At 68.7% G+C, this 25,639-nt stretch carries 31 protein-coding genes; 17 read left to right on the forward strand and 14 right to left on the reverse strand.

The features are described 5' to 3' along the window. Positions 1–13 precede the first annotated feature (13 nt). The 5 genes from AC07OY_RS10665 (at position 14) to AC07OY_RS10685 (ending at position 4,401) form a co-directional block, all read left to right on the forward strand. Positions 14–682 carry a thiol:disulfide interchange protein DsbA/DsbL gene (locus AC07OY_RS10665; protein ID WP_495042544.1) on the forward strand — a complete coding sequence of 223 codons (669 nt, stop codon included), beginning with the start codon at positions 14–16 and terminating at the stop codon, positions 680–682. Between the two features lie 74 nt (positions 683–756). Further along, a complete protein-coding gene (locus tag AC07OY_RS10670; protein WP_495042545.1) occupies positions 757–1,416 on the forward strand; it encodes a thiol:disulfide interchange protein DsbA/DsbL in 660 nt (219 codons plus the stop codon). A 71-nt stretch (positions 1,417–1,487) separates the two neighbouring features. Continuing rightward, entirely contained in the window at positions 1,488–2,105 is a 618-nt protein-coding gene (lptA, locus tag AC07OY_RS10675) for a lipopolysaccharide transport periplasmic protein LptA (RefSeq protein ID WP_495042546.1), read from the forward strand. Beyond that, positions 2,102–2,887 (forward strand): LPS export ABC transporter ATP-binding protein, encoded by a 786-nt coding sequence (gene lptB / locus AC07OY_RS10680; RefSeq protein ID WP_495042547.1) that lies wholly within the window; start codon positions 2,102–2,104, stop codon positions 2,885–2,887. Before lptA ends, lptB begins: the two co-directional genes overlap by 4 nt. An 11-nt stretch (positions 2,888–2,898) precedes the next feature. After that, on the forward strand, positions 2,899–4,401 hold the full coding sequence (locus tag AC07OY_RS10685; RefSeq protein WP_495042548.1) for an RNA polymerase factor sigma-54: 1,503 nt from the start codon (positions 2,899–2,901) through the stop codon (positions 4,399–4,401). Between the two features lie 9 nt (positions 4,402–4,410). Here the strand turns inward: AC07OY_RS10685 and AC07OY_RS10690 are convergent, their stop codons facing one another. After that, on the reverse strand, positions 4,411–5,247 hold the full coding sequence (locus AC07OY_RS10690) for an AraC family transcriptional regulator (RefSeq protein WP_495042549.1): 837 nt from the start codon (positions 5,245–5,247) through the stop codon (positions 4,411–4,413). Positions 5,248–5,371: 124 nt separating this feature from the next. Here AC07OY_RS10690 and AC07OY_RS10695 point away from each other — a divergent pair, with 124 nt between their 5' ends. Both AC07OY_RS10695 and AC07OY_RS10700 read left to right on the forward strand, forming a co-directional pair. Continuing rightward, the gene (locus tag AC07OY_RS10695) at positions 5,372–5,734 is read left to right on the forward strand and encodes a hypothetical protein (protein ID WP_495042550.1); all 363 of its coding nucleotides are present in this window, start codon (positions 5,372–5,374) and stop codon (positions 5,732–5,734) included. A gap of 30 nt (positions 5,735–5,764) precedes the next feature. After that, positions 5,765–6,700 (forward strand): alpha/beta fold hydrolase, encoded by a 936-nt coding sequence (locus AC07OY_RS10700; protein ID WP_495042551.1) that lies wholly within the window; start codon positions 5,765–5,767, stop codon positions 6,698–6,700. Positions 6,701–6,793: 93 nt separating this feature from the next. Here the strand turns inward: AC07OY_RS10700 and AC07OY_RS10705 are convergent, their stop codons facing one another. Next, the gene (locus tag AC07OY_RS10705; protein ID WP_495042552.1) at positions 6,794–7,465 is read right to left on the reverse strand and encodes a hypothetical protein; all 672 of its coding nucleotides are present in this window, start codon (positions 7,463–7,465) and stop codon (positions 6,794–6,796) included. A 145-nt stretch (positions 7,466–7,610) separates the two neighbouring features. Further along, on the reverse strand, positions 7,611–8,480 hold the full coding sequence (locus tag AC07OY_RS10710) for an alpha/beta hydrolase (RefSeq protein WP_495042553.1): 870 nt from the start codon (positions 8,478–8,480) through the stop codon (positions 7,611–7,613). Positions 8,481–8,537: 57 nt separating this feature from the next. Between AC07OY_RS10710 and AC07OY_RS10715 the strand changes: the two genes are divergently transcribed. Both AC07OY_RS10715 and AC07OY_RS10720 read left to right on the forward strand, forming a co-directional pair. Beyond that, entirely contained in the window at positions 8,538–9,887 is a 1,350-nt protein-coding gene (locus AC07OY_RS10715; RefSeq protein WP_495042554.1) for a THUMP domain-containing class I SAM-dependent RNA methyltransferase, read from the forward strand. Continuing rightward, complete coding sequence (locus AC07OY_RS10720; RefSeq protein WP_495042555.1) at positions 9,874–10,386, forward strand: hypothetical protein; 513 nt, start codon at positions 9,874–9,876, stop codon at positions 10,384–10,386. The genes AC07OY_RS10715 and AC07OY_RS10720 overlap by 14 nt, the downstream gene beginning before the upstream one ends. 60 nt (positions 10,387–10,446) lie before the next feature. Here the strand turns inward: AC07OY_RS10720 and AC07OY_RS10725 are convergent, their stop codons facing one another. Next, positions 10,447–10,731 (reverse strand): beta-barrel domain-containing protein, encoded by a 285-nt coding sequence (locus AC07OY_RS10725; protein WP_495042556.1) that lies wholly within the window; start codon positions 10,729–10,731, stop codon positions 10,447–10,449. Between the two features lie 8 nt (positions 10,732–10,739). On the opposite strand from AC07OY_RS10725, the gene AC07OY_RS10730 reads away from it, so the two are divergent. Next, the gene (locus tag AC07OY_RS10730; protein WP_495042557.1) at positions 10,740–11,477 is read left to right on the forward strand and encodes a DUF922 domain-containing protein; all 738 of its coding nucleotides are present in this window, start codon (positions 10,740–10,742) and stop codon (positions 11,475–11,477) included. Between the two features lie 95 nt (positions 11,478–11,572). Here the strand turns inward: AC07OY_RS10730 and AC07OY_RS10735 are convergent, their stop codons facing one another. The 7 genes from AC07OY_RS10735 to AC07OY_RS10765 form a co-directional block, all read right to left on the reverse strand. Then, on the reverse strand, positions 11,573–12,736 hold the full coding sequence (locus AC07OY_RS10735) for an MFS transporter (RefSeq protein WP_495042558.1): 1,164 nt from the start codon (positions 12,734–12,736) through the stop codon (positions 11,573–11,575). Next, a complete protein-coding gene (locus tag AC07OY_RS10740; protein ID WP_495042559.1) occupies positions 12,733–13,446 on the reverse strand; it encodes a 16S rRNA (uracil(1498)-N(3))-methyltransferase in 714 nt (237 codons plus the stop codon). Before AC07OY_RS10740 ends, AC07OY_RS10735 begins: the two co-directional genes overlap by 4 nt. A gap of 51 nt (positions 13,447–13,497) precedes the next feature. Continuing rightward, on the reverse strand, positions 13,498–14,040 hold the full coding sequence (locus AC07OY_RS10745; RefSeq protein WP_495042560.1) for a hypothetical protein: 543 nt from the start codon (positions 14,038–14,040) through the stop codon (positions 13,498–13,500). Between the two features lie 55 nt (positions 14,041–14,095). Further along, positions 14,096–15,769, reverse strand: a complete 1,674-nt coding sequence (locus tag AC07OY_RS10750) for a long-chain-fatty-acid--CoA ligase (protein ID WP_495042562.1) — start codon at positions 15,767–15,769, stop codon at positions 14,096–14,098. Positions 15,770–15,870: 101 nt separating this feature from the next. After that, positions 15,871–17,295 (reverse strand): NAD(P)(+) transhydrogenase (Re/Si-specific) subunit beta, encoded by a 1,425-nt coding sequence (locus tag AC07OY_RS10755; RefSeq protein WP_495042563.1) that lies wholly within the window; start codon positions 17,293–17,295, stop codon positions 15,871–15,873. Then, positions 17,292–17,612: an NAD(P) transhydrogenase subunit alpha part 2 gene (locus AC07OY_RS10760; RefSeq protein WP_495042564.1), complete on the reverse strand. Its 321-nt coding sequence runs from the start codon at positions 17,610–17,612 to the stop codon at positions 17,292–17,294. The genes AC07OY_RS10755 and AC07OY_RS10760 overlap by 4 nt, the downstream gene beginning before the upstream one ends. Positions 17,613–17,614: 2 nt before the next feature. After that, positions 17,615–18,730 (reverse strand): Re/Si-specific NAD(P)(+) transhydrogenase subunit alpha, encoded by a 1,116-nt coding sequence (locus AC07OY_RS10765; RefSeq protein WP_495042565.1) that lies wholly within the window; start codon positions 18,728–18,730, stop codon positions 17,615–17,617. A gap of 86 nt (positions 18,731–18,816) precedes the next feature. Between AC07OY_RS10765 and AC07OY_RS10770 the strand changes: the two genes are divergently transcribed. From AC07OY_RS10770 to AC07OY_RS10780, 3 genes are read left to right on the forward strand one after another with little or no spacing between them, the layout of a single operon-like run. Then, positions 18,817–19,314 carry an NUDIX domain-containing protein gene (locus AC07OY_RS10770; RefSeq protein WP_495042566.1) on the forward strand — a complete coding sequence of 166 codons (498 nt, stop codon included), beginning with the start codon at positions 18,817–18,819 and terminating at the stop codon, positions 19,312–19,314. A 32-nt stretch (positions 19,315–19,346) separates the two neighbouring features. Then, positions 19,347–20,096: a substrate-binding periplasmic protein gene (locus AC07OY_RS10775; RefSeq protein ID WP_495042567.1), complete on the forward strand. Its 750-nt coding sequence runs from the start codon at positions 19,347–19,349 to the stop codon at positions 20,094–20,096. 10 nt (positions 20,097–20,106) lie between these two features. Next, positions 20,107–20,805 carry a 2OG-Fe(II) oxygenase gene (locus AC07OY_RS10780; RefSeq protein ID WP_495042568.1) on the forward strand — a complete coding sequence of 233 codons (699 nt, stop codon included), beginning with the start codon at positions 20,107–20,109 and terminating at the stop codon, positions 20,803–20,805. Here the strand turns inward: AC07OY_RS10780 and AC07OY_RS10785 are convergent. Then, complete coding sequence (locus AC07OY_RS10785; protein WP_495042569.1) at positions 20,750–21,256, reverse strand: hypothetical protein; 507 nt, start codon at positions 21,254–21,256, stop codon at positions 20,750–20,752. The two genes, AC07OY_RS10780 and AC07OY_RS10785, sit on opposite strands and share 56 nt — an antisense overlap. A 71-nt stretch (positions 21,257–21,327) precedes the next feature. Between AC07OY_RS10785 and mnmA the strand changes: the two genes are divergently transcribed. The 3 genes from mnmA to AC07OY_RS10800 are packed head-to-tail and all read left to right on the forward strand — an operon-like array spanning position 21,328 to position 24,319. After that, on the forward strand, positions 21,328–22,458 hold the full coding sequence (gene mnmA / locus AC07OY_RS10790) for a tRNA 2-thiouridine(34) synthase MnmA (protein ID WP_495042570.1): 1,131 nt from the start codon (positions 21,328–21,330) through the stop codon (positions 22,456–22,458). Continuing rightward, on the forward strand, positions 22,455–23,675 hold the full coding sequence (locus AC07OY_RS10795; RefSeq protein WP_495042571.1) for a sensor histidine kinase: 1,221 nt from the start codon (positions 22,455–22,457) through the stop codon (positions 23,673–23,675). The genes mnmA and AC07OY_RS10795 overlap by 4 nt, the downstream gene beginning before the upstream one ends. Then, the gene (locus AC07OY_RS10800; protein ID WP_495042572.1) at positions 23,657–24,319 is read left to right on the forward strand and encodes a response regulator; all 663 of its coding nucleotides are present in this window, start codon (positions 23,657–23,659) and stop codon (positions 24,317–24,319) included. Before AC07OY_RS10795 ends, AC07OY_RS10800 begins: the two co-directional genes overlap by 19 nt. 2 nt (positions 24,320–24,321) lie before the next feature. On the opposite strand, the gene AC07OY_RS10805 is transcribed toward AC07OY_RS10800, so the two are convergent. Together AC07OY_RS10805 and AC07OY_RS10810 are read right to left on the reverse strand one after the other, a co-directional pair. Further along, complete coding sequence (locus AC07OY_RS10805) at positions 24,322–24,552, reverse strand: hypothetical protein (protein ID WP_495042573.1); 231 nt, start codon at positions 24,550–24,552, stop codon at positions 24,322–24,324. Between the two features lie 15 nt (positions 24,553–24,567). Then, a complete protein-coding gene (locus AC07OY_RS10810) occupies positions 24,568–25,065 on the reverse strand; it encodes a CAP domain-containing protein (protein WP_495042574.1) in 498 nt (165 codons plus the stop codon). 75 nt (positions 25,066–25,140) lie between these two features. Here AC07OY_RS10810 and AC07OY_RS10815 point away from each other — a divergent pair, with 75 nt between their 5' ends. Then, complete coding sequence (locus AC07OY_RS10815; RefSeq protein ID WP_495042575.1) at positions 25,141–25,563, forward strand: hypothetical protein; 423 nt, start codon at positions 25,141–25,143, stop codon at positions 25,561–25,563. The last annotated feature ends 76 nt before the right edge of the window (positions 25,564–25,639 follow it).

The following is a 25,639-nucleotide window of genomic DNA, read 5'->3' on the forward strand; positions in this document are numbered from 1 at the left end:
GATGACTGCCGCCATGAAGCGCCGTGATTTCTCCGCTCTGATCGCCTCCGCACCGCTCGCCGGTGCCGCCTCCCAAGCCCTCGCCCAGGGCGGCCCCGTCGAAGGCCGCCACTACGCGGTGCTGAACCCGCCCCTGCCCGTCACGCCCGGCAAGATCGAGGTGGTCGAGTTCTTCTGGTACGGCTGCCCGCACTGCTATGCCTTCGAGGGCGCCGTCGAGGCCTGGGCCAAGCAGCTGCCGGCCGACGTCGCCTTCCGCAAGGTGCATGTGGCCTTCCGCGCCAACGTCAAGATCCACCAGCGCATGTTCTATGCGCTGGAAGCCATGGGCAAGGAAGCCGCCGCCCGCCCGGCCATCTTCAAGGCCATGCATGAGCAGGGCCTGACGCTGGACGACGCCAAGAGCCAGGCCAAGTTCCTGAGCCCGCTGGGCATCGACCCCGCCAAATACCAGGAGGCCTACAACTCCTTCGGCGTGGTCACCAAGTGCACCCAGGCCGAGAAGCTGTCCGAGGCCTACCGCATCGACGGCGTGCCCAGCATCGGCATCGCCGGCCGCTTCCTGACTTCGCCGAGCGACGCCAACAAGGGCCTGGCCCAGCGTCTGCCCGAACAGGAGCTGGGCCAGCGGGCCCTGCAGATCGCCGACTTCCTGATCCAGCGCGCCAGGACCAAGGCGTGAGCACCGCGCCGGGCCGCCCCAAGCAAGCTCGCTCCTGCTCGGCGGGACAGGCCACCAGGCTGAAGGGTGGCTTCATGACCCGCCGCGATGCCGCCGCGGCGCTGATGGCCGCCGGCCTGGCACCCGCCGTGCTCGCCCAGGGCGGGCCGGTGGAAGGCAAGCATTACGCGCGCCTGGCCCAGACCCTGCCCGGCACGCCCGGCAAGATCGAGGTCATCGAGTTCTTCTTCTACAAGTGCCCGCACTGCAACGCCTTCGACCCGTTGCTGGAGGCCTGGGTGCACAAGCTGCCCGCCGACGTGAGCTTCCGCCGCGTGCCGGTGGGGCAGCAGCTCGTGCTGAAGCTGCACCAGCGCATGTTCTACGCGCTCGAGTCCATGGGCGCGCTGACGCCGCCCGTGCACAGCGGCATCTTCAACGCCTTCCATCGCGGCGGCGTCGAGGCCCATGACGAGGCGGCCATCGCCGCCCTGGTCGGGCAGCTGGGCGTGGACGCGGTCAAGTTCAGGCAGGCCTTCAACTCCTTCGGCATCCAGGCCAAGGTGCAGCAGGGCATGAAGCTGGCCGAGCTGGCCGGGGCCAGCGAGGTGCCGGCCCTGGTCATCGCCGGCCGCTGGCGCACCAGCCCCAGCCAGGCCGGCACGCCGGGCCAGAGCGAGGCCGCCCAGGGCCAGCAGGCCCTGGCCGTGGCCGACCATCTCGTCAAGATGGCACGGGGCAGCAAGGTTTCCTGACACGCTTGCCGCGCGGGAAAGGCTCGCGACGGAAACCGGCCCCTAGAATGGCCTGCAACTTCCGTGCCGCCATGTCCCGCCACCTGATCCCGCTCGCTCTCGTGCTTGCCCTGTTCATCAGTGGTGGCACCGCCCACGCTGAGAAGGCCGACCGGCTCAAGCCCATGGTCTTCACGGCCGACAAGGAAGGCCGGATCGACAGCGTCAACCAGCGCACCGAGCTGTTTGGCAACGTCATCATCACCAAGGGCAGCCTGATGCTGCGGGCCGAGAAGGTCGACGTGCGCGAGACCCGCGACGGCTACCACCAGGCCTATGCCAGCGGCGCCACCGGCCAGCCGGTCAGCTTCCGCCAGGCGCGCGACACCCCCGGCGAGGCCATCGAAGGCCATGCCGACCAGCTCGAGTACGACACCCGCACGGAGACCGTGCGCTTCATCGGCAATGCCAATGTGCGCCGCACCCGCGGCTCGACGGTGGCCGACGAGGTCACCGGCGCCGTCATCGTCTATGACAGCCGCACCGAGGTCTTTGCGCTGGAGGGCGGCAACGCCTCGCCCAACCCGAATGGCCGCGTGCGCATGGTGCTGATGCCGCGCGCCCAACCCGACGCCCCCGCTTCGGCGCCGCCGGCCGTGCTGCCCCTGCAGCCGTCGACGACGATCACGCCGACGAAAAAGCCCTCATGACGACGGCCGCCGAGAGCGTCACCCGCGCGGCCGCGGAATGCGGCAGCCGCCTCGAGGCTGAGGCGCTGGCCAAGACCTATGGCGTGCGCAAGGTCGTCAAGAACGTCCATGTGCGCGTCGACTGCGGCGAGGTCGTCGGCCTGCTCGGCCCCAACGGCGCCGGCAAGACGACCAGCTTCTACATGATCGTCGGCCTGGTGCGCTCCGATGCCGGCGTCATCCGCATCGACGGCGCGGAGGTGCAGCGCCTGCCCATCCATGCGCGCGCCCGCCTGGGCCTGAGCTATCTGCCGCAGGAAGCCTCCATCTTCCGCAAGCTGACCGTCGAGCAGAACATCCGCGCCGTGCTGGAACTGCAGCAGGACGAACGCGGCAAGGGCCTGTCCAAGGCGCGCATCGACGAGCTGCTGAACGGCCTGCTGCACGACCTGTCCATCGAGGGCCTGCGCGACAGCCCGGCGCCGGCCCTGTCGGGCGGCGAGCGCCGCCGCGTCGAGATCGCCCGCGCCCTGGCCACCCAGCCGCGCTTCATCCTGCTGGACGAGCCCTTCGCCGGCGTCGACCCCATCGCGGTGCTGGAGATCCAGCGCATCATCAGCTTCCTGAAGGCGCGCGGCATCGGCGTGCTGATCACGGACCACAACGTCCGCGAGACCCTGGGCATCTGCGATCGCGCCTACATCATCAGCGAGGGCGCCGTGCTCGCCGAAGGCACGCCCGACGAGATCGTGGCCAATGCCGACGTGCGCAAGGTCTATCTCGGCGAAAACTTCAGAATGTAGGCCCGGGCGCCATGAAGCAAACGCTCCAGGTACGCCTCAGTCAGCATCTCGCGCTGACGCCCCAGCTGCAGCAATCCATCCGGCTGCTGCAGCTGTCGACGCTGGAGCTGCACCAGGAGGTCGAGCAGATGCTGGCCAGCAACCCGCTGCTCGAGACCGAAGAGGAATTCACCGTCAGCGCCCCCGAGCTGGCCGCCAATGCGCCGGCCGAATCGGGTGCCGAAAGCGGCAATGACAGCGGTGCCGAATCCGCCGACACGCCCGAAGCGCCCGAGCTGAGCGGCGAGGACTTCGGCGGCACCGAGCGCGAGGACTGGGAGAACGGCACCGAGCGCGACGACTTCGACGGCATCCGCGAGCTGCCCAGCGGCTCCGGCAGCGGCGGTGAGGATGACGGCGAGCGCGAGAGCCAGGAGTCGGCCGAGACGACGCTGGCCGAGCACCTGGCCCAGCAGCTGGCCGGCCACCACCTGTCGCCCGAGGACCGCGCCGCCCTGCATGTGCTCATCGAGTCGCTGAACGAAGACGGCTATCTCGAGGATGCGCTGGAGGAGATCGCCGCGGCCTTCACGGAAGACCCCGAGGAGCTCGAGGACCTGCAGGACCGGCTGCGCATCGCGCTGCGCCTGCTGCAAAGCCTGGAGCCCGCCGGCATCGGCGCGCGCGACCTGTCGGAATGCCTGACGCTGCAACTGCGCGCATTGCCCAAGAGCCCGGCCCAGGTCATCGCCATCTTGATCTGCAAGGGTCATCTGGAGCTGCTGGCCCGGCGCGACATGCGCCGGCTGATGAACGAGACCGGCGCCGACGAGGCCCTGCTGCGCGAGGCCCAGGGCCTGATCACCCAGCTCGAGCCCAAGCCCGGCCGCCGCTTCGCCCAGGGCGCCGCCGCGGCCATCGTGCCCGACGTCATCGTGCGCAAGAGCGGCCGCGAGTTCCGCGTGCTGCTCAACCCCGAGGTGGCGCCCAAGCTGCGCATCAACGAGCTCTACGCGAATGCGCTGCGCGCCACGCGCGGCGGCATCAGCAACTCGCCGCTGGGCGGCCAGCTGCAGGAGGCGCGCTGGTTCATCAAGAATATCCAGCAGCGCTTCGACACCATCCTGCGCGTCAGCCAGGCCATCGTCGAGCGCCAGCGCGGCTTCTTCACGCATGGCGAGCTGGCCATGAAGCCCCTGGTGCTGCGCGAGATCGCCGACGAGCTGGGCCTGCACGAGTCCACCATCTCGCGCGTGACGACGGCCAAGTACATGGCCACCAGCTGGGGCACCTTCGAGCTGAAGTATTTCTTCGGCTCGGGACTGTCCACCGAGACCGGCGGCGAGGCCTCCAGCACGGCGGTGCGCGCGCTGATCAAGCAGTTCGTCGCGGCCGAAGACATCAAGAAGCCGCTGTCGGACAGCGCGCTCGCGGCCATGCTCGAGGAGCAGGGCATCCAGTGCGCGCGGCGCACGGTGGCCAAATACCGCGAGGCGATGAAGATCGCGCCGGCGAATCTGCGCAAGGCGCTTTGAGCTGACGCCTCAGTCCACCGGCAACTCCGCCTTCCGCCACTCCCGCGGCGACTGCCCCGTATGCGCCCGGAAGGCGCGTGACAGCGCCGCCTCGCCGCCGTAGCCCACATCCATCGCGATGTGCTTGAGGGCCTTGCCTTCGCGCAGGCCCTTTTGCGCCAGGCCGATGCGCCAGCGCTGCAGGTAGACGCCCGGCGTGCAGCCGACGACGTCGCGGAAAGCATTGGCGAACACCGTGCGTGACATGCCGGCGGCCGCCGCCAGTTCCTCCAGCGGCCAGTCGCGCCGCGGCGCCTCGTGCAGGGCCACCAGGGCGCTGCGCAGCTTGGGATGGGACAGGCCAGCCAGCATGCCGGACTCGACCTGGCCCTGGCTCATCAGCTCGCGCAGCACCCAGATCAAGAGCACCTCGAACAGCCGGTCCAGCATCAGCTGGCGGCCGCAATGCGTGGCCTCGGCCTCCGCGAACAGCTGCTCCAGCACCGGCGCACAACCAGGCACAGAGGCCAGCGGCAAACAGACCCAGGGCGGCAGCGCCGCAGCGATGGGGTGGCCGGCGCCGCCCTCGAAGGCCATGTGGGCGCACAGGAACTGGGCGCCGCAGCTCGGGTCGGTCACGAAGCGATGCGCCAGCGGGCGCGGGTAGAGCAGCAGGCTGGGCTCGGCAATCCGCAGCGGCTCGGGCGTGCCGTCGTTGTGCACCTCCACGCCGCCCTCGCGGATCAGGTGCAGCTGGCCGCGCCCCGCCTGCGGTTCCAGGCTGTTGACGCCGCACAGCGGCCCGACCTGGAAGGTCTCGGCGCGCACGGCGAAGTGGGTGAAGAGGGCGGCAAGTCGATCGGCCATGTTCGGTACGAAATGCAAAGTTAAACGTACTTTATGGCATTTCAGGTACGCGCATCGTCGGCACAGTTCATCCCTGTCGCAAGACAGAAACCACCCACCTCACCGACACCGACAGGAGCCCCCCATGACCCGCCAACCCGCTTTCAACCGTGCCGTCCTGCAACTGCTGACCGGTGCCGCCGTCTTCGTCGCCGCCGCCTCGGCCCAGGCCCAGTCCCATGTCAGCGATCTCGAGACCGGCCAGAGCGTCAGCGTGACGTCCACCGTGTCGCGTGCCGAGGTGCTGGCCGATCTGAAGATCTTCCAGGAGTCGGGCCTGGCCGCCGCCGAGCGCATCGCCAGCGAGACCGGCCAGCCGAACAGCCCCGCCCTGCAGGCCGCCCGCGAGCGCTATGCCGCGCTGCGCCAGGGTGAGCGCTACGCCACCCTGGTGGCCGAGTACGCAGCCCGCCGTGGCGAAACCGTCCGCCCCGCCGCCAAGGCCTGATCACCCCTTCAGCTTCCAGGAGAACCCGCCATGTCCGCCTTCACCCGCCTCGCCCTCGCCGCCTCCATCGCCCTCGGTGGCTTCGCCGTGCAGACCCAGGCCACGGCCGCCCCGAATGCCTCCGCCGCGGTTGCCAGCCAGTATGTGGCCGCCGCCGACGGCACGCCCCTCTATGTCAAGGACTGGGGCCCGAAGAACGGTGCTGTCGTCGTCTTCAGCCATGGCTGGCCGCTGAATGCGGACAGCTGGGAGGCGCAGATGCAGTTCCTGGCCGACAAGGGCTATCGCGTCATCGCCCATGACCGCCGCGGCCACGGCCGCTCGGGCCAGCCCTGGGCCGGCAACACCATGGACCAGTACGCCGACGACCTCGGCGCCGTGCTGACGGCCCTGGACGTCAAGCGCGCCACGCTGGTGGGCTTCTCCACCGGCGGCGGCGAGGTGGCCCGCTACATCGGCCGCCACGGCACGGCGCGCGTCGCCAAGGTCGTGCTGGTGGGCGCCGTGACGCCCATGCTCGGCGCCAGCCCCAGCAACCCGAGCGGCGTGCCCGAAGCCGTGTTCGACAGCCTGCGCAAGGCATCCCTCGACAACCGCGCCCAGCTCTACAAGGACATCGCCGGCGGCCCCTTCTTCGGCTTCAACCGCCCCGGCGCCAAGGCCTCCGCCGGCCTGGCCGACAGCTTCTATGTGCAGGGCATGCAGGCCGGCTCCAAGGCGACCTACGACAGCATCGAGGCCTTCTTCCACTCCGACTTCCGCGCGGACCTGAAGAAGGTCGATGTGCCGACCCTGGTCATCCATGGCGCCGACGACCAGATCGTGCCCATCGAGACGACGGGCCGCGCGACGGCGAAGCTGGTCAAGGGCGCACGCCTGATCGAGTACGCCAACGGCCCGCACGGCATCACCGACACGCACAAGGACCGTCTCAACCAGGACCTGCTGGACTTCGTGCGCCAGTGAACGCAGGCCGCGGCCCTGCGGCCCTGGTTTTCGTCTCGGAAATGAAAAAAGGCAGGGTCGCAACCCTGCCTTTTTGCCGTGCGCGCGGAGCGCTTACTTGCGGCGGCGGGCGAAGCCGGCGGCAGCCAGGGCCAGGCCGCTCAGCAGCAGGCCGGCGGGCTCGGGCAGGCGGGTGCCCTGGCCGCTGAACGTCAGGTCGTCGATGACGCCGACGCCGCCGACCAGGCGGAAGGCGTAGATGTCGGCCATGGCGCGCGAGATGCCGCGGAACTCGCCGCCATTGCCGGCGTTGGGCGTGCTGATGGCGGCCAGGGCGTGGATGTCATAGGACTCCAGCACGGCGTTGGAAGCGTCCAGGGCTTCGATCAGGAAGGCGCCCGAGCTGCAGCCGATGTTGTTGCCGAACAGGCAGTAGTTGACGAAGCCGCCCACATTGGCCACCGGGCCGTCGTTGAAGGTGAAGGTGATGCTGGCGCCGGCACCGTTGTTGATGAAGGCATAGGTCATGTTCGACCAGAAGCCGTTGTCGCCCAGGCCATAGCCGCTGGCGGAAAGGCCGGCGCTGGGGGCCGCAGCGGTGAACACCACATCGGCGCCGACCAGGGCGCCCACTTGCACGGGGCCGCTGGTGAACTGCTGCGGCTGGTCGCTGAAGTCGATGACGGAGGCGGCACCGAAACCGGCGCTGGTCGTCACCAGGGCGGCCTGGCTGGCACCCGTCAGGGCGAGAGCCGCGAGGGCTGCGATACGAGCGAATTTGGACATGACTGCCTCCTCAATGAATTGATTTCTAGGGATGCAGGAACCGAGCCAGCCTATTTTTTTCATAAAAATCAACAACTTACGTCTTTTCAAAAATTTCCAGGAAAAGAATGTAAAGTTTTTCGACAAACTAGGGGTGTGCGCGGCGTCAGTCCTTGGACGGCCCCTTCTCGGGCGCCAGCGGCTCGAACACGAAGCGCATGCCGCGCGTGTAGCTCTCAGCCTTGGTGCCGGCATGGCGCTCGCCGTCGATGCTGCGGTTCTGGAACACCAGCTCCGGGTGCTTCAACTCGGGCAGCAGGGCCTGGTAGCGCTTGATGCCGGCCAGAAAGCCCGGCCACTCATGCTCGGCGCCGGTCACATAAAGGCGTGCCCTGATGGACTTGCCCGTCGCGGCATAGGCCTTGGCCTGGCCGATGATCCAGTCGCCGCCCACGACGACGGCCGGGCTGGCCGCGATATAGCCCTTGAAGAGCTCCGGCCTGGCATACATCGCGTGCAGCGTGAACAGGCCGCCGAGCGAGCTGCCGGCGAGATAGCGCTGCGCCGGGTCGGCCCGGTAGTCGCGCTCCATGAGCGGGAAGATGTCCTTCTCCAGCGCGGCGATGAACTTGTCGGCGTTGCCGGTGCCGAAGGCCAGCGGCCCTAGCTTCACCGGCGACAGCTCCCAGCCGCGCAGATCGCCGTAGTCGAGCTTGTCGCCGGCATAGCCCAGGCCCACCGTGATGAACTCCGGCACGACCTTGTCGTAGTTCAGGTTGTTGTACGAAGCCACGACGGTGGCGAAGTCCCAGTAGCCGTCGGTCACATAGAGCACCGGGTAGCGGCGCTTGGGCTCCTTGGCAAAGGAGGCCGGCAGGTGGATGTGCAGCTGGTAGGTCCGGCCGTCGGCGTTCTTGGGCAGGGCGCGCAGCTGGGTGTTGGGGATGGTGTGTGCGGGGTAGGCCGGCGCCGGGTCGGCGGCCTGCACCTGAAGCGCGCTGAACAGGAAGGCCAGGGTCAGGACGGTTCGCTTCATGGCTCGCGTGAAGTTTGGGATAACGCTGTCCAGTTTATGGGCGGCGACAATGCAGCCGTGAGCCTGCCCAACAAACTTTCCCTGTTCGTGTCGTGCGCCGGTGGCGTCGAACCCCTGCTCGAAGAAGAACTCAAGCGCTTCCTGCCGCCCGGCGTGCGCAGCAAGGTGGAGCCCCTGCGCGGTGGCTGCGGCCTGGTCGGCGGCCTGGAAGACGCGATGCGCATCAATCTCGAGAGCCGGCTCGCGCAGCGCGTGCTGATCGAGCTGATCGAAGGCCCCTACCGCCACGAGGAAGACCTCTACGCCCTGGCCCGCCGCGTCGACTGGCGCGACTGGATCACGCCGCGCGAGACCATCCGCGTGGACACCATCGCGCAGCGCTCGCCGCTGAAGAGCCTGAACTTCACGACGCTGCGCATCAAGGACGCGATCTGCGACCAGCTGCGCGAGCACACCGGCGAGCGCCCCAGCGTGGACACGCACTCGCCCGACCTGCCGGTGCTGCTGCATGTCGGCCCCGAGCGCGCGGCCATCTATGTCGACACCTCGGGCGAGCCGCTGTTCAAGCGCGGCTGGCGCGTCGACAAGGGCGACGCGCCGCTGAAGGAGACGCTGGCCGCCGCCATGCTCGCCGCCGCCGGCTGGCGCGGCGAGAGCGCGCTGCACGACCCCTGCTGCGGCTCCGGCACCATCCCCATCGAGGCCGCACTGATCGCCTGCGACTCGGCACCCGGCCTGGCGCGCCGCTTCGCCTTCGAGCGCCAGATTCCGTTCTCGACGCCAGCCATGAAGACGAGCTGGGCCCAGCTCACCCAGGCGGCGCGCGCCCGCATCCATGCGCCCGCCGTGCCCATCTACGCCAGCGACGTGGCCTTCCGCATGGTCGACTTCGCGCGTCGCAATGCCGAGCGCGCCGGCGTCGCCGCCTACATCCAGTTCAACGGCGGCGACGCGCTGGAGCGGCCCGCGCCGCAGCTGCCCGAGGGCATGCCGGGCGCCATCGTCATGAACCCACCCTACGGCGAACGCATCGAGGTGCGCGGCAAGGCGGCAGCAACGCAGCCCCCCGCCGCCGGGTACGGCGACGGCCCCCCGGGGGGGCCAGGCCGCCCTTGGGAGCGGCCCGGCGAGCGGCCTGCCCGCGACGCCGGCCGTAACGAAGAGCGCGACGCCGGCGACGATTTCTTCCCGCGCCTGGCCGCGCACTGGAAGCGGCAGTACACCGAGAACCCGGCCGGCTGGACGGCCTGGATGCTCAGCCCCGACATGAAGCTGCCCACCAAGATGCGGTTGAAGGAATCGCGCCGCGTGCCGATGTGGAATGGCCCCATCGAGTGCCGGCTGTTCCGCTTCGACCTCGTCAAGGGCTCGGCGCGCAAGCCGGCTGAAGGCGATGCGGCTGCGTGAGCTGATCGCCGCCGCGGTGCTGGGGCTGTCCGCCCTGGCCGCGCAGGCCCAGTCCTGCACCCTGGTCTTCGGCCAGGGCCGCAACCCACCCTTGAAAGGCGGTCCCGACTGGGACGGGCTGAACCAGCGCTTCAATGCCGCCGTCGCCACCGCCCTCGATACCGAGGGCCGGCGCATCATCCCGATGACGGCCTCCGCCGTTCAGATCGACCCCGAGGCGGCCGGCCTGGCCCTGCTGCAGGAGGCCGACCGCCTGCGCTGCATCACCCTGGTCGAGACGGCGCTGTTTGCCGACGAGAACGACACCCTGGTGCTGCGCCTGCGTGTCTACCCGCTGCTGCCCACGCTGGGCGAGAACGGCGGCATCGCCGGCATCCGCATCGGGCCGCCGCTGTTCGTCACCCAGCGCGACCTGTCACTGGCGGCGATCACGCGCCTCAAGCCCGATCTGGTCGGCCAGCAGATGGCCGCCGAATACCTTCAGCACGACCGGCGCTGATGCAGCGCGAGCGCTGCAAGGCGGTCCGTTAGGCCGCCTTTCAGGGTTGATACGCGCCGCTCAACGCTCCATCAGACTCTCGTCCATGTGCTGCCGCACAGGGCTGAGTAGGTAATCGATGACACGGCGTTTACCGGTCTTGATCTCCGCGGTCAGATTCATGCCGGGCGCCAAATTGATGCGCTTGCCGTCGACGTTGATCGCCGACCGGTTCAACACCAGGCTGGCTGGAAAAATCGCACCGCGCTTTTCGTCCTGCACAGCATCTGCCGTGATGCTTTCGACGCTTGCGTGAACCGTGCCGTAGCGCGTGTACGGGAAGGTCTCCAGCTTGATCGTTGACAAGAAGGCGAGTGAAAATTCTGCAGCACACCATGAGGCGCAATTGCTCGTTTCTGCAATGGCAAGCTTCAGTCCCCCCATGCCATTGGCTGACCAGAGGCATATCGACATCCGTATGCAACAGCAGTTCGCAGCGTCAATCTAGCCATTCAGTGCCCCCCGCTTCGGTCTATTGCGGAAAACGTCTCACAGCCGCTGGGGTCGCCTTAGTTGCTACCTTCGCGGCGACCGGCATCGCAAATGGAGCGGTAGTCGAACAAGTTGTGGTTACCGAGTATGCGGTTCGTCCCGACCGCGGCATGTCATTGGCGAATGCTTTGGATAAGGCGTCACCAGTCCGTATCGATGGCCGCTTGCTGCATGGGAAGGCCGATTGGAAGATAAGTTGGAAATACCGGCTAGCTAGCTCGTCGCAGGGTTGTCAGATCCTTCACGTAGAGACGCGCCTGGGGGTAGCGATCACTCTGCCTAGGTTGGTTTCCGAAGAGCGCCACGTTCAATCTCAATTCAAGCAATACTTGACGGCACTCCGGAGGCATGAAGACGGCCATGTCGATCTCCTGCGGCGTGGCGCCCTTGAAATCGACAATGCCATTTCCTCGGTCTCGGAGATGGAAAGTTGCAGCCTTTTGAAGTCAAGAATTCAAGAGGTGGCCGAAGAGAAGCTACGACATGTGCGCCGCATGAACCACCTCTACGATCTGGAAACAAGACATGGCGCGACACAGGGTGCGCGAATTACCAGATAGCGTTCGAGACATCCCATCGAGCGCGACCTCGACATGAAGTCACTGCCCCGCGTCAAGCCCGATCTTGTCGGCCCGCAGATGGCGGCCGAGTACCTTCAGCACGACCGGCGCTGATGGATGAACAGACCGGCCAACGCCAGCGCGCACATCGCGATGGGCACGAGGCTGGCCCAGTTCATCCACTGCCAGCCGCCCGTCGTCACCAGGGCGCCCGATGAGAACGAGGTCAACGTCATCGTCGCGTAGACGCCCGTGTCCAGCAAGCCCTGGGCGCGCGTCTTCTCCTCGGGTCGGTAGGCCTGGGTGAACAGCGTCGTGCCGCCGATGTAGAGGAAGTTCCAGCCCACGCCCAGCAGCAGCAGGGCGCCGAGGAAGTGGTCCAGGTCCTGGCCGGACAGCGCGAAGGCCACGCAGCCGAGGTTGAGCAGCACGCCCACGGCCATGACCGGCAGCACGCCGACACGCTTGATCAGCGGTCCGGTGAAGAAGCTCGGCACGAACATGCCCAGCACATGCCATTGCAGCACCTTGCCGGCATCGGCAAAGGGCAGGCCGCACTGGCCCATGGCGATGGGCGTGGCCGCCATCAGCAGGTTCATGACGCCGTAACCGAGCGCACTCGCGGCCAGGGCGACCATGAAGACGGGCTGACTCAGCAGCTCGGCACCATTGCGGCCGCTGGCACCGGGCGCGGGCTGGGCCAGCGGGGGAAAGTCGATCAGGGAGATCACCAGCAAGCCCGCCAGCGCGACACCGATCAGCAGCAGATAGGTGCCGGCAAAGGGCGCGACCAGCAGGCTCTTGCTGGTGCTGGCCAGCCACGGCCCGAGCACGGCGCCCAGGCAGCCGCCGCCCAGCACCCAGGAGATGGCGGCCTCGCGCTGGTCGGGCGCGACGAGCTCGGTGGCGGCAAAACGGTAGAGGGCACCGCCCGCCGTGTAATAGCCCGCCACCAGCGTCGCGAGGACGACGCCCCAGAAGTTCTGGTTCAGCACGCTCCAGAAGGACACGGCACAGCTGGCCGCCGCCACGAGCAGGCCGATCTGAAAAGCCCGCCGGCGCCCGAAGCGCAGCTGGTGCCGGCCCACCATGCGCGCCATCAACGCGCCGCCGGCGACATAGGCGCAGATGGGCAGCGTCGCCATCCACGGCCGCGGCGCCAGCGCCAGGCCGACCAGGCCATTGATGGCCATGAAGCAGATGTTGTTGGTGAGGAAAAGGCCCTGCGCCAGCACGAGCAGCGCGAGCTTTCTGTTCATGACAGGGCCAGCCAGGACAGCACGGCGAGCGGTGCGGTGTCGGCTCTCAGCACGCGCGGGCCCAGCGTCACGGCGGCAAAGCCGCGGGCGCGGGCGGCGTCTTCCTCGGCGTCGCTCAGGCCGCCCTCGGGGCCGCTGAGGAAAAGCGCTCGCTGCTGAGGAAAGGCGGCCAGCGGCGAGGCCGCGCGCGGGCTCAGCAGGCCGCGCCATTCATCGCCAGGGTCGGCCAGCGCGGCCAACCAGGCCGACAGCGACATGACGGGCTCGATGCGCGTCGGCACCGTCCGCCCGCATTGCTCGGCCGAGGCGATGGCGACACCCAGCCAGTGGCTGCGCTTCTTGTCGGCCCGCTCGCCATTCAGGCGCAGCACCGAGCGCTCGCTCATCAGCGGCTGGATGGCCGCCGCGCCGAGCTCGGTGGCCTTCTCGACGAGGAAGTCCATGCGGTCATTGGCTGGCATGACGACGGCCAGCGTCACGGCGCGGGCCAGCTCGCGCAGCGGCTGCCCGGAGGAGATGAGGCGTGCGCGCACCTCGCTGCGCCCCATGGCCGTCACCTCGGCCTGCCACTCGGGGCCGCTGCCATCGAAAAGGGTCAGGGCGTCGCCGGGCTGCAGGCGCAGCACCTGCACATGGCGGGCGGCGCCAGCCGGCAGAGCGAAGTCGCCGTCGGTCGCGACGAGAGGGGTATCGACGAAGAAGCGGGGCAAGGCGGGACGATCCGGGTCTGAGACCCGTCAGTGTCCCAGATCAGCGCAGGATCAACGCAAACCCAAGGCGTCGCGCACGGCCTGCGCGGCGGCTTCGCCCTTGGCCTTCTGCACACGCTCCACCATTTGCAGGGCCAGAGCCTGCAGGGCCGCGAGGCTGTCGGCGCGCTCGACCTCGAGGGCGAAGGCATAGCCCTTGAAGGGGCCCAGCAGCTTGGTCGCCTCGCCGCTCAGATAGGTGTACAGGGCCGCGCGGTCCAGCAGCGGCGAGTGGCCGGCCGCCGCCGGGGCAGGCGCCGCCGGAGCCAGGGGTGCTGGCGCGGTCGCCACGGCTGCCGGCGCTGCCGACACCGCCGCTGGCGGCTGCGCGGCAATGGGCTGGCCCGCGGCGTTCTGGGCCGCGATCAGCCCATGCTGGCGCAGGGTTTCGAAGTCAGCCTCGGCGGCACCGGCCACGAGGCGCACCCACTCGCTGGCCGGCTTGCTCGCGTCCAGCACGAGCAGCAGGTTGCGCGCGGTGCGCGACAGCGGAAGGGTGCGCGCACGAATCTCGGCGCGACCAGCATCGGTCTTGGAATACAGCAGCTCGATCACGTTTTCTGGCCTCACCCCTGGTCGGCATCACAGCCCGCAGGGCATCGGGAAGCAATCAGCTCTTGTCCCGCAATTCCCTGCGCAGGATCTTGCCGACAGGCGTCTTGGGCAGTTCGGTACGGAACTCCACAATCTTCGGACGTTTGTAGCCCGTCAGGTTGGCTTCGCAGTAGGCGCGAACGTCCGCTTCCGTGACATTCGGGTCTTTCTTCACGATGACGACCTTCACGGCCTCGCCGGCCTTGCTGTCCGGCACGCCGACGGCGGCGCATTCCAGCACACCGGGCATCTGCGTGAGGACGTCCTCGACCTCGTTCGGATACACGTTGAAACCGCTGACCAGGATCATGTCCTTCTTGCGGTCGACGATCTTGAAATAACCGCGTTCATCGACGGTGCCGATGTCGCCGGTGCGGAAGAAGCCGTCGGCCGTCATGACCTTGGCGGTTTCGTCCGGGCGCTGCCAATAGCCGGCCATGACCTGCGGGCCCTTGATGGCGATTTCGCCGGGCTGGCCCATCGGCACTTCGTTGCCGTCGTCGTCGAGCAGCTTGAGGTCGGTCAGCGGCATGGGCAGGCCGATGGTGCCGCTGTAGGCGTCGCTGTCGGTCGGGTTGCAGCTGGCCGACGGCGAGGTCTCGGACAGGCCATAGCCCTCGACGATGGGGCAGCCGGTCTTCTCCAGCCACAGCTTGGCCGTGGCCTGCTGCACGGCCATGCCGCCGCCGACCGAGATGACGAGCTTGCTCCAGTCCACCGTGCCGAACTCGGCATGGTTGGCCATGGCCATGAACAGCGTGTTGACGGCCGGGAAGCTGTGGAAGCGGTGGTTGGCCAGCTCCTTGAACACGGCCGGCAGGTCGCGCGGATTCGGAATCAGCACGTTGGCGCCGCCCATGTGCATGGACAGCATCATGTTCGTGTTGAACCCGAAGATGTGATACAGCGGCAGGGCGCAGATGGTGACGACCTGCTCGCCAGCCGGGATCTTCTTCAGCGCGGGCTGGTACCAGGCTTCGCTCTGCAGGATGTTGGCCACCAGGTTGCGGTGCAGCAGCACGGCCCCCTTGGACACGCCGGTGGTGCCGCCGGTGTACTGCAGCACGGCGATGTCGTCCGGGCCCAGCTTGGGCGCCTTGTAGGTCAGGCCGCGGCCCTTGGCCAGCGCATCGTTGAACTTGACGGCGCCCGGCAGCTCGAAGGCCGGCACCATCTTCTTCACCTTGCGCACGACGTAGTTGACGATCGTGCCCTTGAGCATGCCCAGCATGTCGCCCATGGCGGCCAGGATGACGTGCTTGGTGGGCACGTTCTTGATGACCTGCTGCAGCACCGAGGCGAAGTTCTCGATGATGATGATGGCCTTGGCGCCCGAGTCCTTGAGCTGGTGCTCCAGCTCTCGCGGCGTGTACAGCGGGTTGACGTTGACGACGACATAACCCGCCCTCAGCACGGCAGCCACGGCCACCGGGTACTGGAAGAGGTTGGGCATCATCAGGGCGACGCGGTCACCCTTCTCCAGGCCCAGGCTCTGCAGATAGGCGGCCATCGCGCGCGAGGCCTCGTCCACCTGGCCGAAGCTCATGCTCTTGCCCATCATCAGATAGGCGGGCTTGGCGGCGTTCTTCTTGAACGAGGATTCCAGCAGGTCGACCAGGCTGGGGTAGAGCGACACATTGACGTCGCGCGGCACGGCGGCCGGGTAATGCTTCAGCCAGATCGGCTCCATGGCCTTGTCTCCTGTTTTGCTTGCGGCGATTCTGACCGAAGGCTGACAGCCCTCGGGTCAGGGGATTCGATAGCGCTCTCTAGGGGGAGCGTTCCGCGGGATTATTCGACGGCCTTCAGCATGTCCTCGACGACCTTCTTGGCGTCGCCGAAGACCATCATGGTCTTGTCCATGTAGAAGAGCTCGTTGTCCAGGCCCGCATAGCCGGCCGCCATCGAGCGCTTGTTGACGATGATGGTCTTGGCCTTGTAGGCCTCCAGGATGGGCATGCCGTAGATGGCGCTGCCCTTCACATGCGCGGCGGGGTTCACGACGTCGTTGGCGCCCAGGATGATGGCCACGTCGACCTGGCCGAACTCGCCGTTGATGTCTTCCATCTCGAAGACCTGGTCATAGGGCACCTCGGCCTCGGCCAGCAGCACGTTCATATGGCCCGGCATGCGGCCGGCCACCGGGTGAATGGCGTACTTGACGGTGATGCCCTTCTCGGTGAGCTTGGCCGCCAGCTCCTTGACGGCATGCTGGGCGCGCGCCACCGCCAGGCCATAGCCCGGCACGATGACGACGCTCTCGGCGTTGCCAAGCACGAAGGCCGCGTCGTCGGCGCTGCCGCTCTTCACATTGCGCTGCGCGCCGCCGCTCGACGCCGCAGCTGCGGCGTCGCCTCCAAACCCGCCCAGGATGACGTTGAAGAAGCTGCGGTTCATCGCCTTGCACATGATGTAGCTCAGGATGGCCCCCGAGCTGCCCACCAGCGAGCCGGCAATGATCAGCATGCTGTTGTTCAGCGAGAAGCCGATGCCCGCCGCCGCCCAGCCGGAATAGCTGTTCAACATCGAGACCACGACCGGCATGTCGGCGCCGCCGATGGGGATGATCAGCGTCACGCCGAGCACGAAGCCCAGGGCGACCACCAGCCAGAAGTCCATCGCGCTCTGGCTGTGCCAGAAGCCGAAGATGAAGAACACGGCCGCCAGGCCCAGCAGGGCGTTCAGCGCGTGCTGGCCCTTGAAGACCACCGGCGCGCCCTGGAACAGGCGGAACTTCGATCCGCCCGACAGCTTGCCCCAGGCGATGACGGAGCCGGTGAAGGTCACCGCGCCGATGAAGGCGCCCAGGGCCAGCTCGATGCGGTTGCCGCCGGGGATCAGGCCGCCCTTGGCCGTGATCTGGAAGGCCCAGGGCTCATAGACCGCGGCCACCGCGATGGCCACGGCCGCCAGGCCGATCATGCTGTGGAAGAAGGCCACCAGTTCGGGCATCTTGGTCATCTCGACCGTCTTGGCCTTCCAGGCGCCGAAGCCGCCGCCGACGACCAGGCCCAGCAGCACCCAGCCCAGGCCGACGAAGGAACCGCCGGCCAGCTTGACGATGAGGGCCGCCGTCGTGAAGGCCGCGATGGCCATGCCGATCATGCCGAAGAGATTGCCGCGGATGGACGTCGTCGGATGCGACAAGCCCTTCAGCGACTGGATGAAGCAGACGCTGGCGATCAGGTACAGCAGCGTGACGAGGTTCATGCTCATTGCTTGCCCTCCGTAGCCGTGGCCTTCTTTTCCTTCTTCTTGAACATCTCCAGCATCCTTCGCGTGACCAGGAAGCCGCCGAAGATGTTGACCGCCGCCAGCGCCACGGCGATGACACCCATGGTCTTGGCGAAGTCGGTTTCCGTCAGGGCCGCGGCCAGCATGGCGCCGACGATGACGATGGCCGAGATGGCATTCGTCACCGCCATCAGCGGCGTGTGCAGGGCCGGTGTCACCGTCCAGACAACGTGGTAGCCCACGTAGATGGCCAGCACGAAGATGATGAGATTGATGATGGTGTGGTCTACGGCGTCCATGCTCAGCTCCGGGTCACTTGACCGTCTTGCGTGACGCGGCAGGCCGCGACGATGTCGTCATCCAGGGGCACCTGGAAGGCGCCCTCCTTCGAGATGACCAGCTTCAGGAAGTCCAGCACATTGCGCGCGTAGAGCGCCGAGGCGTCGGCCGCTACCAGGGCCGGCAGATTGGTCTCGCCGACGATGACGACGCCGTGTTTGGTGACGGTCTTGCCGGCCTCGGTCAGCGGGCAGTTGCCGCCCGCCGGTGCCGCGATGTCGACGATGACCGAGCCTGGCTTCATGGCCTTGACCATGTCCTCGGTGACCAGCACCGGTGCCGCGCGGCCGGGGATCAGCGCCGTCGTGATGACGATATCGGCTGCCGCCACGCGCTTGGCCACCTCGACCTTCTGGCGCTCCAGCCAGCTCGGCGGCATGGGGCGGGCATAGCCGCCCACGCCCTCGGCGGCTTCCTTCTCCTCGGCCGTCTCGTAGGGTACGTCGATGAACTTGCCGCCGAGCGACTCGACCTGCTCCTTCACCGAGGGCCGCACGTCGGAGGCCTCGATGACGGCGCCCAGGCGCTTGGCGGTGGCGATCGCCTGCAGGCCCGCGACACCGACGCCGAGGATGACGACGCGCGCCGCCTTCACGGTGCCGGCCGCCGTCATCAGCATGGGGAAGAAGCGCTGGTAGCGGTCAGCCGCGATCATGACGGCCTTGTAGCCGGCGATGTTGGCCTGGCTGGACAGCACGTCCATGCTCTGGGCCCGCGTGGTGCGCGGCGCGGCCTCGAGGGCGAAGCTGGTCAGCCCGGCGCCCGCCAGGGCCGTGAGACCTTCGCGGTCGAAGGGATTGAGCATGCCGACCAGGGCCGTGCCCGGCTTCATCAGCGCGAGCTCGTCGCCGCCAGGTGCACGCACCTTCAGCACCAGCTCGGCGCCGAGGGCCGCCGCCTGGTCGACGATCTCGCAGCCCACGGCCTCGTAGGCGGCATCGGTGACGCTGGCCGCGACGCCTGCCCCGCTCTCGATGCGTAGCGTGTGGCCAGCGGCCTTGAGTTTCTTGGCCGTCTCGGGCGTGACGGCCACCCGTGTCTCTCCGGCCGCGCGTTCGCGCGGGACGCCGATCTGCATGCGAGCTCCTGTCGGGGGCTAGGGGGTGCGCGGCAGCTTACACAATGGATGCGCCACCCTGGTGCGGGAATTCGAGAGGAAGTTTCATGGCTGGTACAGATAGGTTTCGCCCCAGCGTCACTGTCGCGGCGGTGATTGCGCGCGGGGACCACTACCTTTTGGTCGAGGAAGACACCCCCGAGGGCCTGAGGCTGAACAACCCGGCAGGCCATCTGGAGCTGGGCGAAACGCCCATCGAGGCCGTCGTGCGCGAGGCGCTGGAGGAGACGGCGCGCGCCTTCACGCCCGAGGCTTTCCTCGGCGTCTACCTGGCCCGCTTCGTCCGCCCGGCGCGATTAGAGGATGTCACCTATGTGCGGCTGGCCTTCAGTGGTGCAGTCGGCGAGGAAATCGCCGGCCGCGCGCTGGACCAAGGCATACGCCGCACGCTGTGGCTGAGCCTGGACGAGATCCGCGCCTGCCCCGAGCGCCACCGCAGCCCGCTGGTGCTGGCCTGCATCGAGGACCACGCCGCCGGGCGTCGGCTGCCGCTGGACAGCGTGAGTTCCGACGCATCCCTGGCCGCTCCACGCCGCCTGGGCTAGGACCACAATCCCGCGACATGCCGCATCCACCCTTGCGATTCCCCTGCCGACGCCGCAGCGCCTGCCTGGCCCTGCTGGGCTGGGCCGCGGGTGCCGGGGCCCAGCCGCTGCCGCTGCAGATCGCCAGCTGGGACCGCGCGACCAACCCGCTGATTGGCGTCAGCGAAGCCGTGCTGGCGCGCCTCTACGCCGACGCCGGCCAGCCCGTGCAGTTCGTCGACCTGCCCGCCCGGCGCGCCGGCCTGATGCTGGCCAGCGGCGAGACCGATGCCAACACCCACCGGGCGCGCGACTACCTGGAGGCCAACCCCGGCGTCATCGCCGTGGCCACGCCGCTGGGCCAGGTGCAGCTGCGTGCCTACACGCGCGACCCGACGCTGCGCATCACGGGCTGGGCCGACCTGCCGCGCTGGCGCGTCGCCCATTTGCGCGGCATCGTGCGCGTGGAGCAGCTGATGCCGGCCGGCGTGCACCGCGTCGAGGCCGGTAGCCTGCGCGAGCTGTGGCGGCTGCTGGCGACCGACGCGGCCGATGTCGCCATCGTCAGCGAACTGGCCGGCAGCCCGGCCCAGAGGCCCGTTGGCATCGCGGGCATCGCCGGCCTGCAGCGCCTGGACCTGGTGCTGGACGAGCACACCGTCCACCATGTGTTGGCCGCGCGGCACGCGGCCCTGGCCCAGAAGCTCAATGCCGCCCTGCAGCGCCTGCAGGCCAGCGGCGAGCTCGAGACCCTGCGCCAGGCCACGCTGCAGGCCCTGCTGAAGCGCCAGGGCGGCGGCTGACAATGCGGGCATGACATCGCCCGATTTCATTGAGGTCTACGACCAGGCCCTGAGCCCCGAGGCCTGCCGCGCGCTGATCGAGCGCTTCCAGGCCAGCAAGCACCTGCAGCGCGGCGAGACCGGCAGCGGCGTCGACCTGGCCATGAAGGACAGCTGGGACATCGCCATCAGCCGCCATCCCGAATGGGCCGACGCCTGCGCCCAGCTCAACAGCGCCGTGCTGAAGGGCTTCCGGCACTATCTGCGCCGCTACGCCCACCTGGCCCTGGCGCCGCTGAAGCTGCAGATGCAAAGGCCCGACGGCACGCTGGCCCTGCTGGATGCCGACGGCGTCGCCGCGCTGAACGACGAGATGCTGATGGGCCTGGTCGCCAAGGTCTTCCGCCCCGGCGCCATCAATCTGCAGCGCTACACGGCCGACCAGGGCGGCTACCCCTACTGGCATTGCGAGCAATACCCCAAGCGGGACGAGGGCGAGGCCCTGCACCGCGCGGTGCTGTGGACGATCTACCTGAACGACGAGTTCGGCGAGGGCGAGACCGAGTTCCTCTACCAGGACCGCAAGATCCAACCGCGCACCGGCAGCCTCTTGATCGCGCCGGGCGGCTTCACCCACACCCACCGCGGCAACCGGCCCCAGGGCGGCGACAAATTCATCGCGACGTCCTGGGTGCTCTACCAGCGCGCCGAGCAGTTGTTCGCCGGCTAGCGCGGTGCAGCGTCCACGCGGCTGAGCCCAGCAGCGCCAGCCCCAGGCAGCGCAGCACGATCTGCGCAACCAGCGACGCCCAGCTGCGTGCATCGTGGAACCAGGCCAGCGACGGCAGGCCATGCATGATCCAGGCGGGTTGCGGCCGGCACTCGGTGGCGGCCCAGTCACGCCCGCGCTGGACGTCGGCCGGCGTGTCGCGCAAGCGCGGCGAGTCATCCAGCGGGCCATAGGTGCGGACGTTGTGATAGGGCCTGCCGTTCCAGCGGTACTGCAGCTGCAGGATCGCGTAGCCGCGGCCGCTGGAGCCCGCCTCCACCCATTCCCCCGCCAGGCATTGCGCCTGGACCGCATGGAACAGCGGCTCGCGCAGCAGCCAGACGAGAGCGAGGGCGACGACGCTGAGTCCGCAGGCCAGCAGCAGGAAACGGAGGACGAAGAAGTCGCGCATGGGAGGACCGGCGCAGTGTAGGCATGCCCGCACGGCGCGCCGGCCATGGCCCATTTGGGACAATCGCCTCCATGAGTTCCGCAGATCAGAAGCACCGCGCTAAACATCGAGTGGTCGTCGGCCTGTCCGGCGGCGTGGACTCGGCCGTCACCGCCCACCTGCTGAAAGCACAGGGCCACGAGGTCATCGCCATCTTCATGAAGAACTGGGAAGACGATGACGACGACGAGTACTGCTCGACGCGCCAGGACTTCCTGGACGCCGCCTCGGTGGCCGACGTGCTGGGCATCGACATCGAGCACGTCAACTTCGCGGCCGAGTACAAGGACCGCGTCTTCGAGAGCTTTCTGCGCGAATACCAGGCCGGCCGCACGCCCAACCCCGACGTGCTGTGCAATGCCGAGATCAAGTTCAAGGCCTTCCTCGACCACGCCATGCGCCTGGGCGCCGAGAAGATCGCAACGGGTCACTATGCGCGGGTGCGCGAAGTGGATGGCGAATTCCAGCTGCTCAAGGGCCTGGACCCGCTGAAGGACCAGAGCTATTTCCTGCACCGCCTCAGCCAGGCGCAGATGAGCAAGGCCATGTTCCCGGTCGGCCACCTGCCCAAGACCGAGGTCAGGCGCATCGCCGCCGAGATCGGCCTGCCCAACGCCAAGAAGAAGGACTCGACCGGCATCTGCTTCATCGGCGAGCGGCCCTTCCGCGAGTTTTTGAACAAGTACCTGTCCCACCAGCCCGGCCCCATCAAGGACGAGCGCGGCCGCAAGCTCGGCGAGCATGTGGGCCTGTCCTTCTACACGCTGGGCCAGCGCCAGGGCCTGGGCATAGGCGGCATCAAGGACAAGGGCGCCCAGCGCGGCGGTGGCGAGCATGGGCCCTGGTTCGTCGCCGCCAAGGACATCCCGAACAACACGCTGATCGCCGTGCAGGGCCACGACCACCCGCTGCTGCAGAGCCCGGCCCTGCTCGCCGACGACCTGAGCTGGATTGCCGGCCGCCCCCCCGCCCTGGCCGAGGCGGCCGCCAAGACGCGCTACCGCCAGGCCGACGCGCCCTGCAGCGTCGGCTTCGATGCCAGCGGCCACCTGACCCTGCGCTTCCCCGACCCGCAATGGGCGGTCACGCCGGGCCAGAGCGCCGTGCTCTATGACGGCGAGGTCTGCCTGGGCGGCGGCGTCATCGCCCAAGCCCTGGCATGACGAAGTTCGACCGCCTGCTCGCCCGCCTGGCCGAGCCCGGCGTCGTGCTGAGGCTGGCGGCCCTGGTCGTCTGCGCGATGGAGCTGGTCAGCGCCGGCGCGGCCCTGTTCGGCGCCCGCACCGAGCCCTATGACGGCCTGGTGGCCTGGGGCTGGCGCGCGGCGGGCGGCGCCGCGAGCGACCGCGGCCTGCTGCTGCTGTGCGTGGGCCTGCTGCTGGCCTTCGTCGCGCTGATGTGGCGCCTGGCCAGCCAGGGCGGCGGCGTCGTCACCGTGAACCGGCGCCTGGCCTGGCTGCTGCTCGTCGACCTGCTGGCCTTCGGCGTCACGCCCGGCCTGCCCTTCCTCGTCACGGCCCTGGCCGCCGTGCTGCTGCCGGCCCGCCTGGCCCTGGGTTTCGGCTTCGCCCAGGTGCTGCTGAACACGGCCATCTACGCCGTGCCCCAGGCCACGGCCTGGCTGGACCAGTTCGGCCTGCTGTCCTCCATGCTGGCCCTGCACGGCCTGGCCTTCGGCCTGGGCCGCATGGCCGCCGCCGAGGCCGAGAAGCGCCGCTGGCTGCAGGCCGTGCTGGCCGAGCAGATGGCCGGCGAGCACCTGCTGGCCGAGCAGATGCGCTACAGCGAGCGCATGCAGATCGCCCGGGAGCTGCACGACCTGATGGGCCACCACCTGACGGCGCTCAACCTGCAGCTGCAGCTCGGCGGCGCGCTGCTGGCCCGCACGGACTCCGGCGGCGCCGGCCAGGCCCTGAGCCGGGCCGAGGGCGTGGCGGCCCAGTTGCTGGCGGACGTGCGCGAGGCCGTCTCCCAGCAGCGCAGCTCCCAGCGCATCGACCTGTCCGCCGCCCTGCAGGCCCTGGCCGAGGGCATCGCCAGCACCCGCATCGAGCTGACGCTGGACGACGCCGCCCGCGACCTGGGGCCCCGCGCCGCCCATGCGCTGCTGCGCTGTGTACAGGAAGGCGTGACCAACAGCGTTCGTCATGCCGGAGCGCGTCGCGTGCAGGTTGAACTGCGGGGAGATGGGGATGAGGTCGCCGTCAGCATCGACGATGATGGGCACGGCGCGCCGAACTGGCACGCGGGTCGCGCCGAGGGCTTTGGCAACGGTCTTTCGGGCATGGCCGAACGCATGGCCGAACTGGGCGGGCAGATGTGCGTGACCCGCACGAGCCCGGGATTCCGAATCGAGTTGAGATGTCCACGATGGGTGTGATCAAGATCCTGCTGGTGGAAGACCAGCAACTGGTGCGCGAAGGCCTCAAGGGCCTGCTGGCCCTGCACGACGAGCTCTACGTCGTCGGCGAGGCCAGCGACGGTGCCGAGGCGCTGGAATGGCTGTCGGCCGCCGCGGCCGAGGACATGCCCGACGTCATCCTGTCCGACATGCGCATGCCGCGCCTGGACGGCATCGGCCTGATCCGCGCCCTGGCCGCGCGGGCCCTGCGCCTGCCGACCGTGCTGCTGACCACCTTCGACGACACCGCCGCCTTCGACGAGGCCGTGCGCGCCGGCGCCCGCGGCTTCCTGCTCAAGGCCATCAGCCCCGAAACCCTGGCCCAGGCCCTGCGCGACGTGCACGCCGGTGGTACCGCCCTGCGCCCGTCGCTGACGACGCGCATGGAAGCCAAGGGCGGCGAACGCGCCTTCACGGCGGCCGATCATCCCGATCCGCTGTCGCCCAAGGAGCTGCAGGTGCTGCGCCTGGTGGCCAGCGGCCGCAGCAACACCGAGATCGCCGGCCTGCTGGGCAACAGCGAAGGCGTCATCAAGAACCACTGCTCGGCCATCTTTTCCAAGATGGGCGTGCGCGACCGCACGCAGGCGGTGCTCAGGGCGATCGATCTGGGCTGGATCTAAGCTCAGCCGGAGCCACAGACACAGCGCTCCTGGGTGGGGTAGTTGCGCCAGCCTTCGGGCGCATTCGGAATCCTGCGCTCGCTGACGACTTTGGAAGGCAGGGGATGGCAATGGCGGCGACATGCCTCCACGGCGCTGGGCTCCAGCCCGCGCTGATAGCCCAGCCACTGGCCCAGCCCGACGAGCAGAACGACCAGGGCCAGTGACAGCCAGCGGACTCGGCCAGAGGGCATCAAGCTGCCACTCTCCTACCTGGCCGCCTTCGCCGGCGCCGCCAGATGCAGCACCCAATAGCGCTGCAGCCTGCCCGGCCCCGCCACGCAGGCCAGGCCGAACTCCTGGAAGTCAGCCGCCATCAGGTTCTCGCAGTGCGCCGGGCTGGCCAGCCACTGGGCCATGGCCTCGTCCAGGGTCTCGGGGCCGCCGGCCAGGTTCTCGCCGGCCGAGCGCATCAGGTAGCCGGACTCGCGCAGCCGCGTGCGCAAGGAGGTGCCGGCGGCGCCGACGTGGTCGATGCGGTCGCGGACGGCCAGTTCGCGGGCATAGCGAAGCGCTGAATCGGCCAGCACGGGGTTGGCGCGCAGCGGTGCCACCGCGGGCCAGAGGCGCTCGCCGCAGGCCTGGGGCTGGGCGCGCAGGCTGTTGAGCCGCGCCAGCACCGCTTCACTGGCAGGTTGGCAGCCCTCCTGGGCCACGGCGGGCGGCGGTCCCGCAAGGGCGAGCAACAGAGGCAACAAGGCGCGCATGGCTGCATCCTAGTTGTTGCCAGACGCAGCGGCCGCGCCTTGCCATCCGCAGGCCGAGCGCCCAAGATGCGGCGCATGCGCACCCCATCGCTCCCCCATCGATTCCTCGCCGCCGGCCTGCTGTCCCTGGTGGGCCTGTGCAGTTGCGCGGCCGAGCCGGCCGACAAGGCGGCCACCGCCGCCCAGCTGTCCCAGAAGATCGACGCCCTGGTCGGCGACGCCGCCTGCGACAGCGCCGCGCAATGCCGCAGCATCGCCGTCGGCGCCAAGCCCTGCGGCGGGCCGGAGCGCTATCTGGCCTGGTCCACCGCGCGGACCGACGAGAAGCAGCTCAAGGAGGCCGTGGCCCGGCATGCCCAGCGCCGCCAGGCGGACAACCAGGCCGGCCGCATGTCGTCCAACTGCATGATGGTCACCGACCCCGGCGCCAGCTGCCGCGCCCAGCGTTGCAGCCTGAACGAGCCGGGCTTCGGCCCGGCCGCATCCAGCCCCTACTGAAATCGCGGCGCCAATAAAGAAGGGCCGCGGCGCTTTCGCGCTGCAGCCCTCGGGCTGGCACACCTGGGCAGGCGTG

The sequence above is a fragment of the Roseateles sp. GW821-FHT09H10 genome, assembly GCF_059415865.1.

Bases quoted from the DNA above. Each gene is read 5' to 3' on its own strand.
- AC07OY_RS10705 (WP_495042552.1), bottom strand. From the start codon at position 7,465: ATGTCCAAATTCGCTCGTATCGCAGCCCTCGCGGCTCTCGCCCTGACG.
- AC07OY_RS10805 (WP_495042573.1), bottom strand. From the start codon at position 24,552: ATGCCCTCTGGCCGAGTCCGCTGGCTGTCACTGGCCCTGGTCGTTCTG.
- AC07OY_RS10735 (WP_495042558.1), bottom strand. From the start codon at position 12,736: ATGAACAGAAAGCTCGCGCTGCTCGTGCTGGCGCAGGGCCTTTTCCTC.
- AC07OY_RS10750 (WP_495042562.1), bottom strand. From the start codon at position 15,769: ATGGAGCCGATCTGGCTGAAGCATTACCCGGCCGCCGTGCCGCGCGAC.
- AC07OY_RS10670 (WP_495042545.1), top strand. From the start codon at position 757: ATGACCCGCCGCGATGCCGCCGCGGCGCTGATGGCCGCCGGCCTGGCA.
- AC07OY_RS10755 (WP_495042563.1), bottom strand. From the start codon at position 17,295: ATGAGCATGAACCTCGTCACGCTGCTGTACCTGATCGCCAGCGTCTGC.
- AC07OY_RS10795 (WP_495042571.1), top strand. From the start codon at position 22,455: ATGACGAAGTTCGACCGCCTGCTCGCCCGCCTGGCCGAGCCCGGCGTC.
- AC07OY_RS10800 (WP_495042572.1), top strand. From the start codon at position 23,657: ATGTCCACGATGGGTGTGATCAAGATCCTGCTGGTGGAAGACCAGCAA.
- AC07OY_RS10765 (WP_495042565.1), bottom strand. From the start codon at position 18,730: ATGCAGATCGGCGTCCCGCGCGAACGCGCGGCCGGAGAGACACGGGTG.
- AC07OY_RS10815 (WP_495042575.1), top strand. From the start codon at position 25,141: ATGCGCACCCCATCGCTCCCCCATCGATTCCTCGCCGCCGGCCTGCTG.
- AC07OY_RS10785 (WP_495042569.1), bottom strand. From the start codon at position 21,256: ATGCGCGACTTCTTCGTCCTCCGTTTCCTGCTGCTGGCCTGCGGACTC.
- lptB (WP_495042547.1), top strand. From the start codon at position 2,102: ATGACGACGGCCGCCGAGAGCGTCACCCGCGCGGCCGCGGAATGCGGC.
- AC07OY_RS10810 (WP_495042574.1), bottom strand. From the start codon at position 25,065: ATGCGCGCCTTGTTGCCTCTGTTGCTCGCCCTTGCGGGACCGCCGCCC.
- AC07OY_RS10690 (WP_495042549.1), bottom strand. From the start codon at position 5,247: ATGGCCGATCGACTTGCCGCCCTCTTCACCCACTTCGCCGTGCGCGCC.
- lptA (WP_495042546.1), top strand. From the start codon at position 1,488: ATGTCCCGCCACCTGATCCCGCTCGCTCTCGTGCTTGCCCTGTTCATC.
- AC07OY_RS10685 (WP_495042548.1), top strand. From the start codon at position 2,899: ATGAAGCAAACGCTCCAGGTACGCCTCAGTCAGCATCTCGCGCTGACG.
- AC07OY_RS10695 (WP_495042550.1), top strand. From the start codon at position 5,372: ATGACCCGCCAACCCGCTTTCAACCGTGCCGTCCTGCAACTGCTGACC.
- AC07OY_RS10710 (WP_495042553.1), bottom strand. From the start codon at position 8,480: ATGAAGCGAACCGTCCTGACCCTGGCCTTCCTGTTCAGCGCGCTTCAG.
- mnmA (WP_495042570.1), top strand. From the start codon at position 21,328: ATGAGTTCCGCAGATCAGAAGCACCGCGCTAAACATCGAGTGGTCGTC.
- AC07OY_RS10770 (WP_495042566.1), top strand. From the start codon at position 18,817: ATGGCTGGTACAGATAGGTTTCGCCCCAGCGTCACTGTCGCGGCGGTG.
- AC07OY_RS10720 (WP_495042555.1), top strand. From the start codon at position 9,874: ATGCGGCTGCGTGAGCTGATCGCCGCCGCGGTGCTGGGGCTGTCCGCC.
- AC07OY_RS10780 (WP_495042568.1), top strand. From the start codon at position 20,107: ATGACATCGCCCGATTTCATTGAGGTCTACGACCAGGCCCTGAGCCCC.
- AC07OY_RS10760 (WP_495042564.1), bottom strand. From the start codon at position 17,612: ATGGACGCCGTAGACCACACCATCATCAATCTCATCATCTTCGTGCTG.
- AC07OY_RS10700 (WP_495042551.1), top strand. From the start codon at position 5,765: ATGTCCGCCTTCACCCGCCTCGCCCTCGCCGCCTCCATCGCCCTCGGT.
- AC07OY_RS10665 (WP_495042544.1), top strand. From the start codon at position 14: ATGAAGCGCCGTGATTTCTCCGCTCTGATCGCCTCCGCACCGCTCGCC.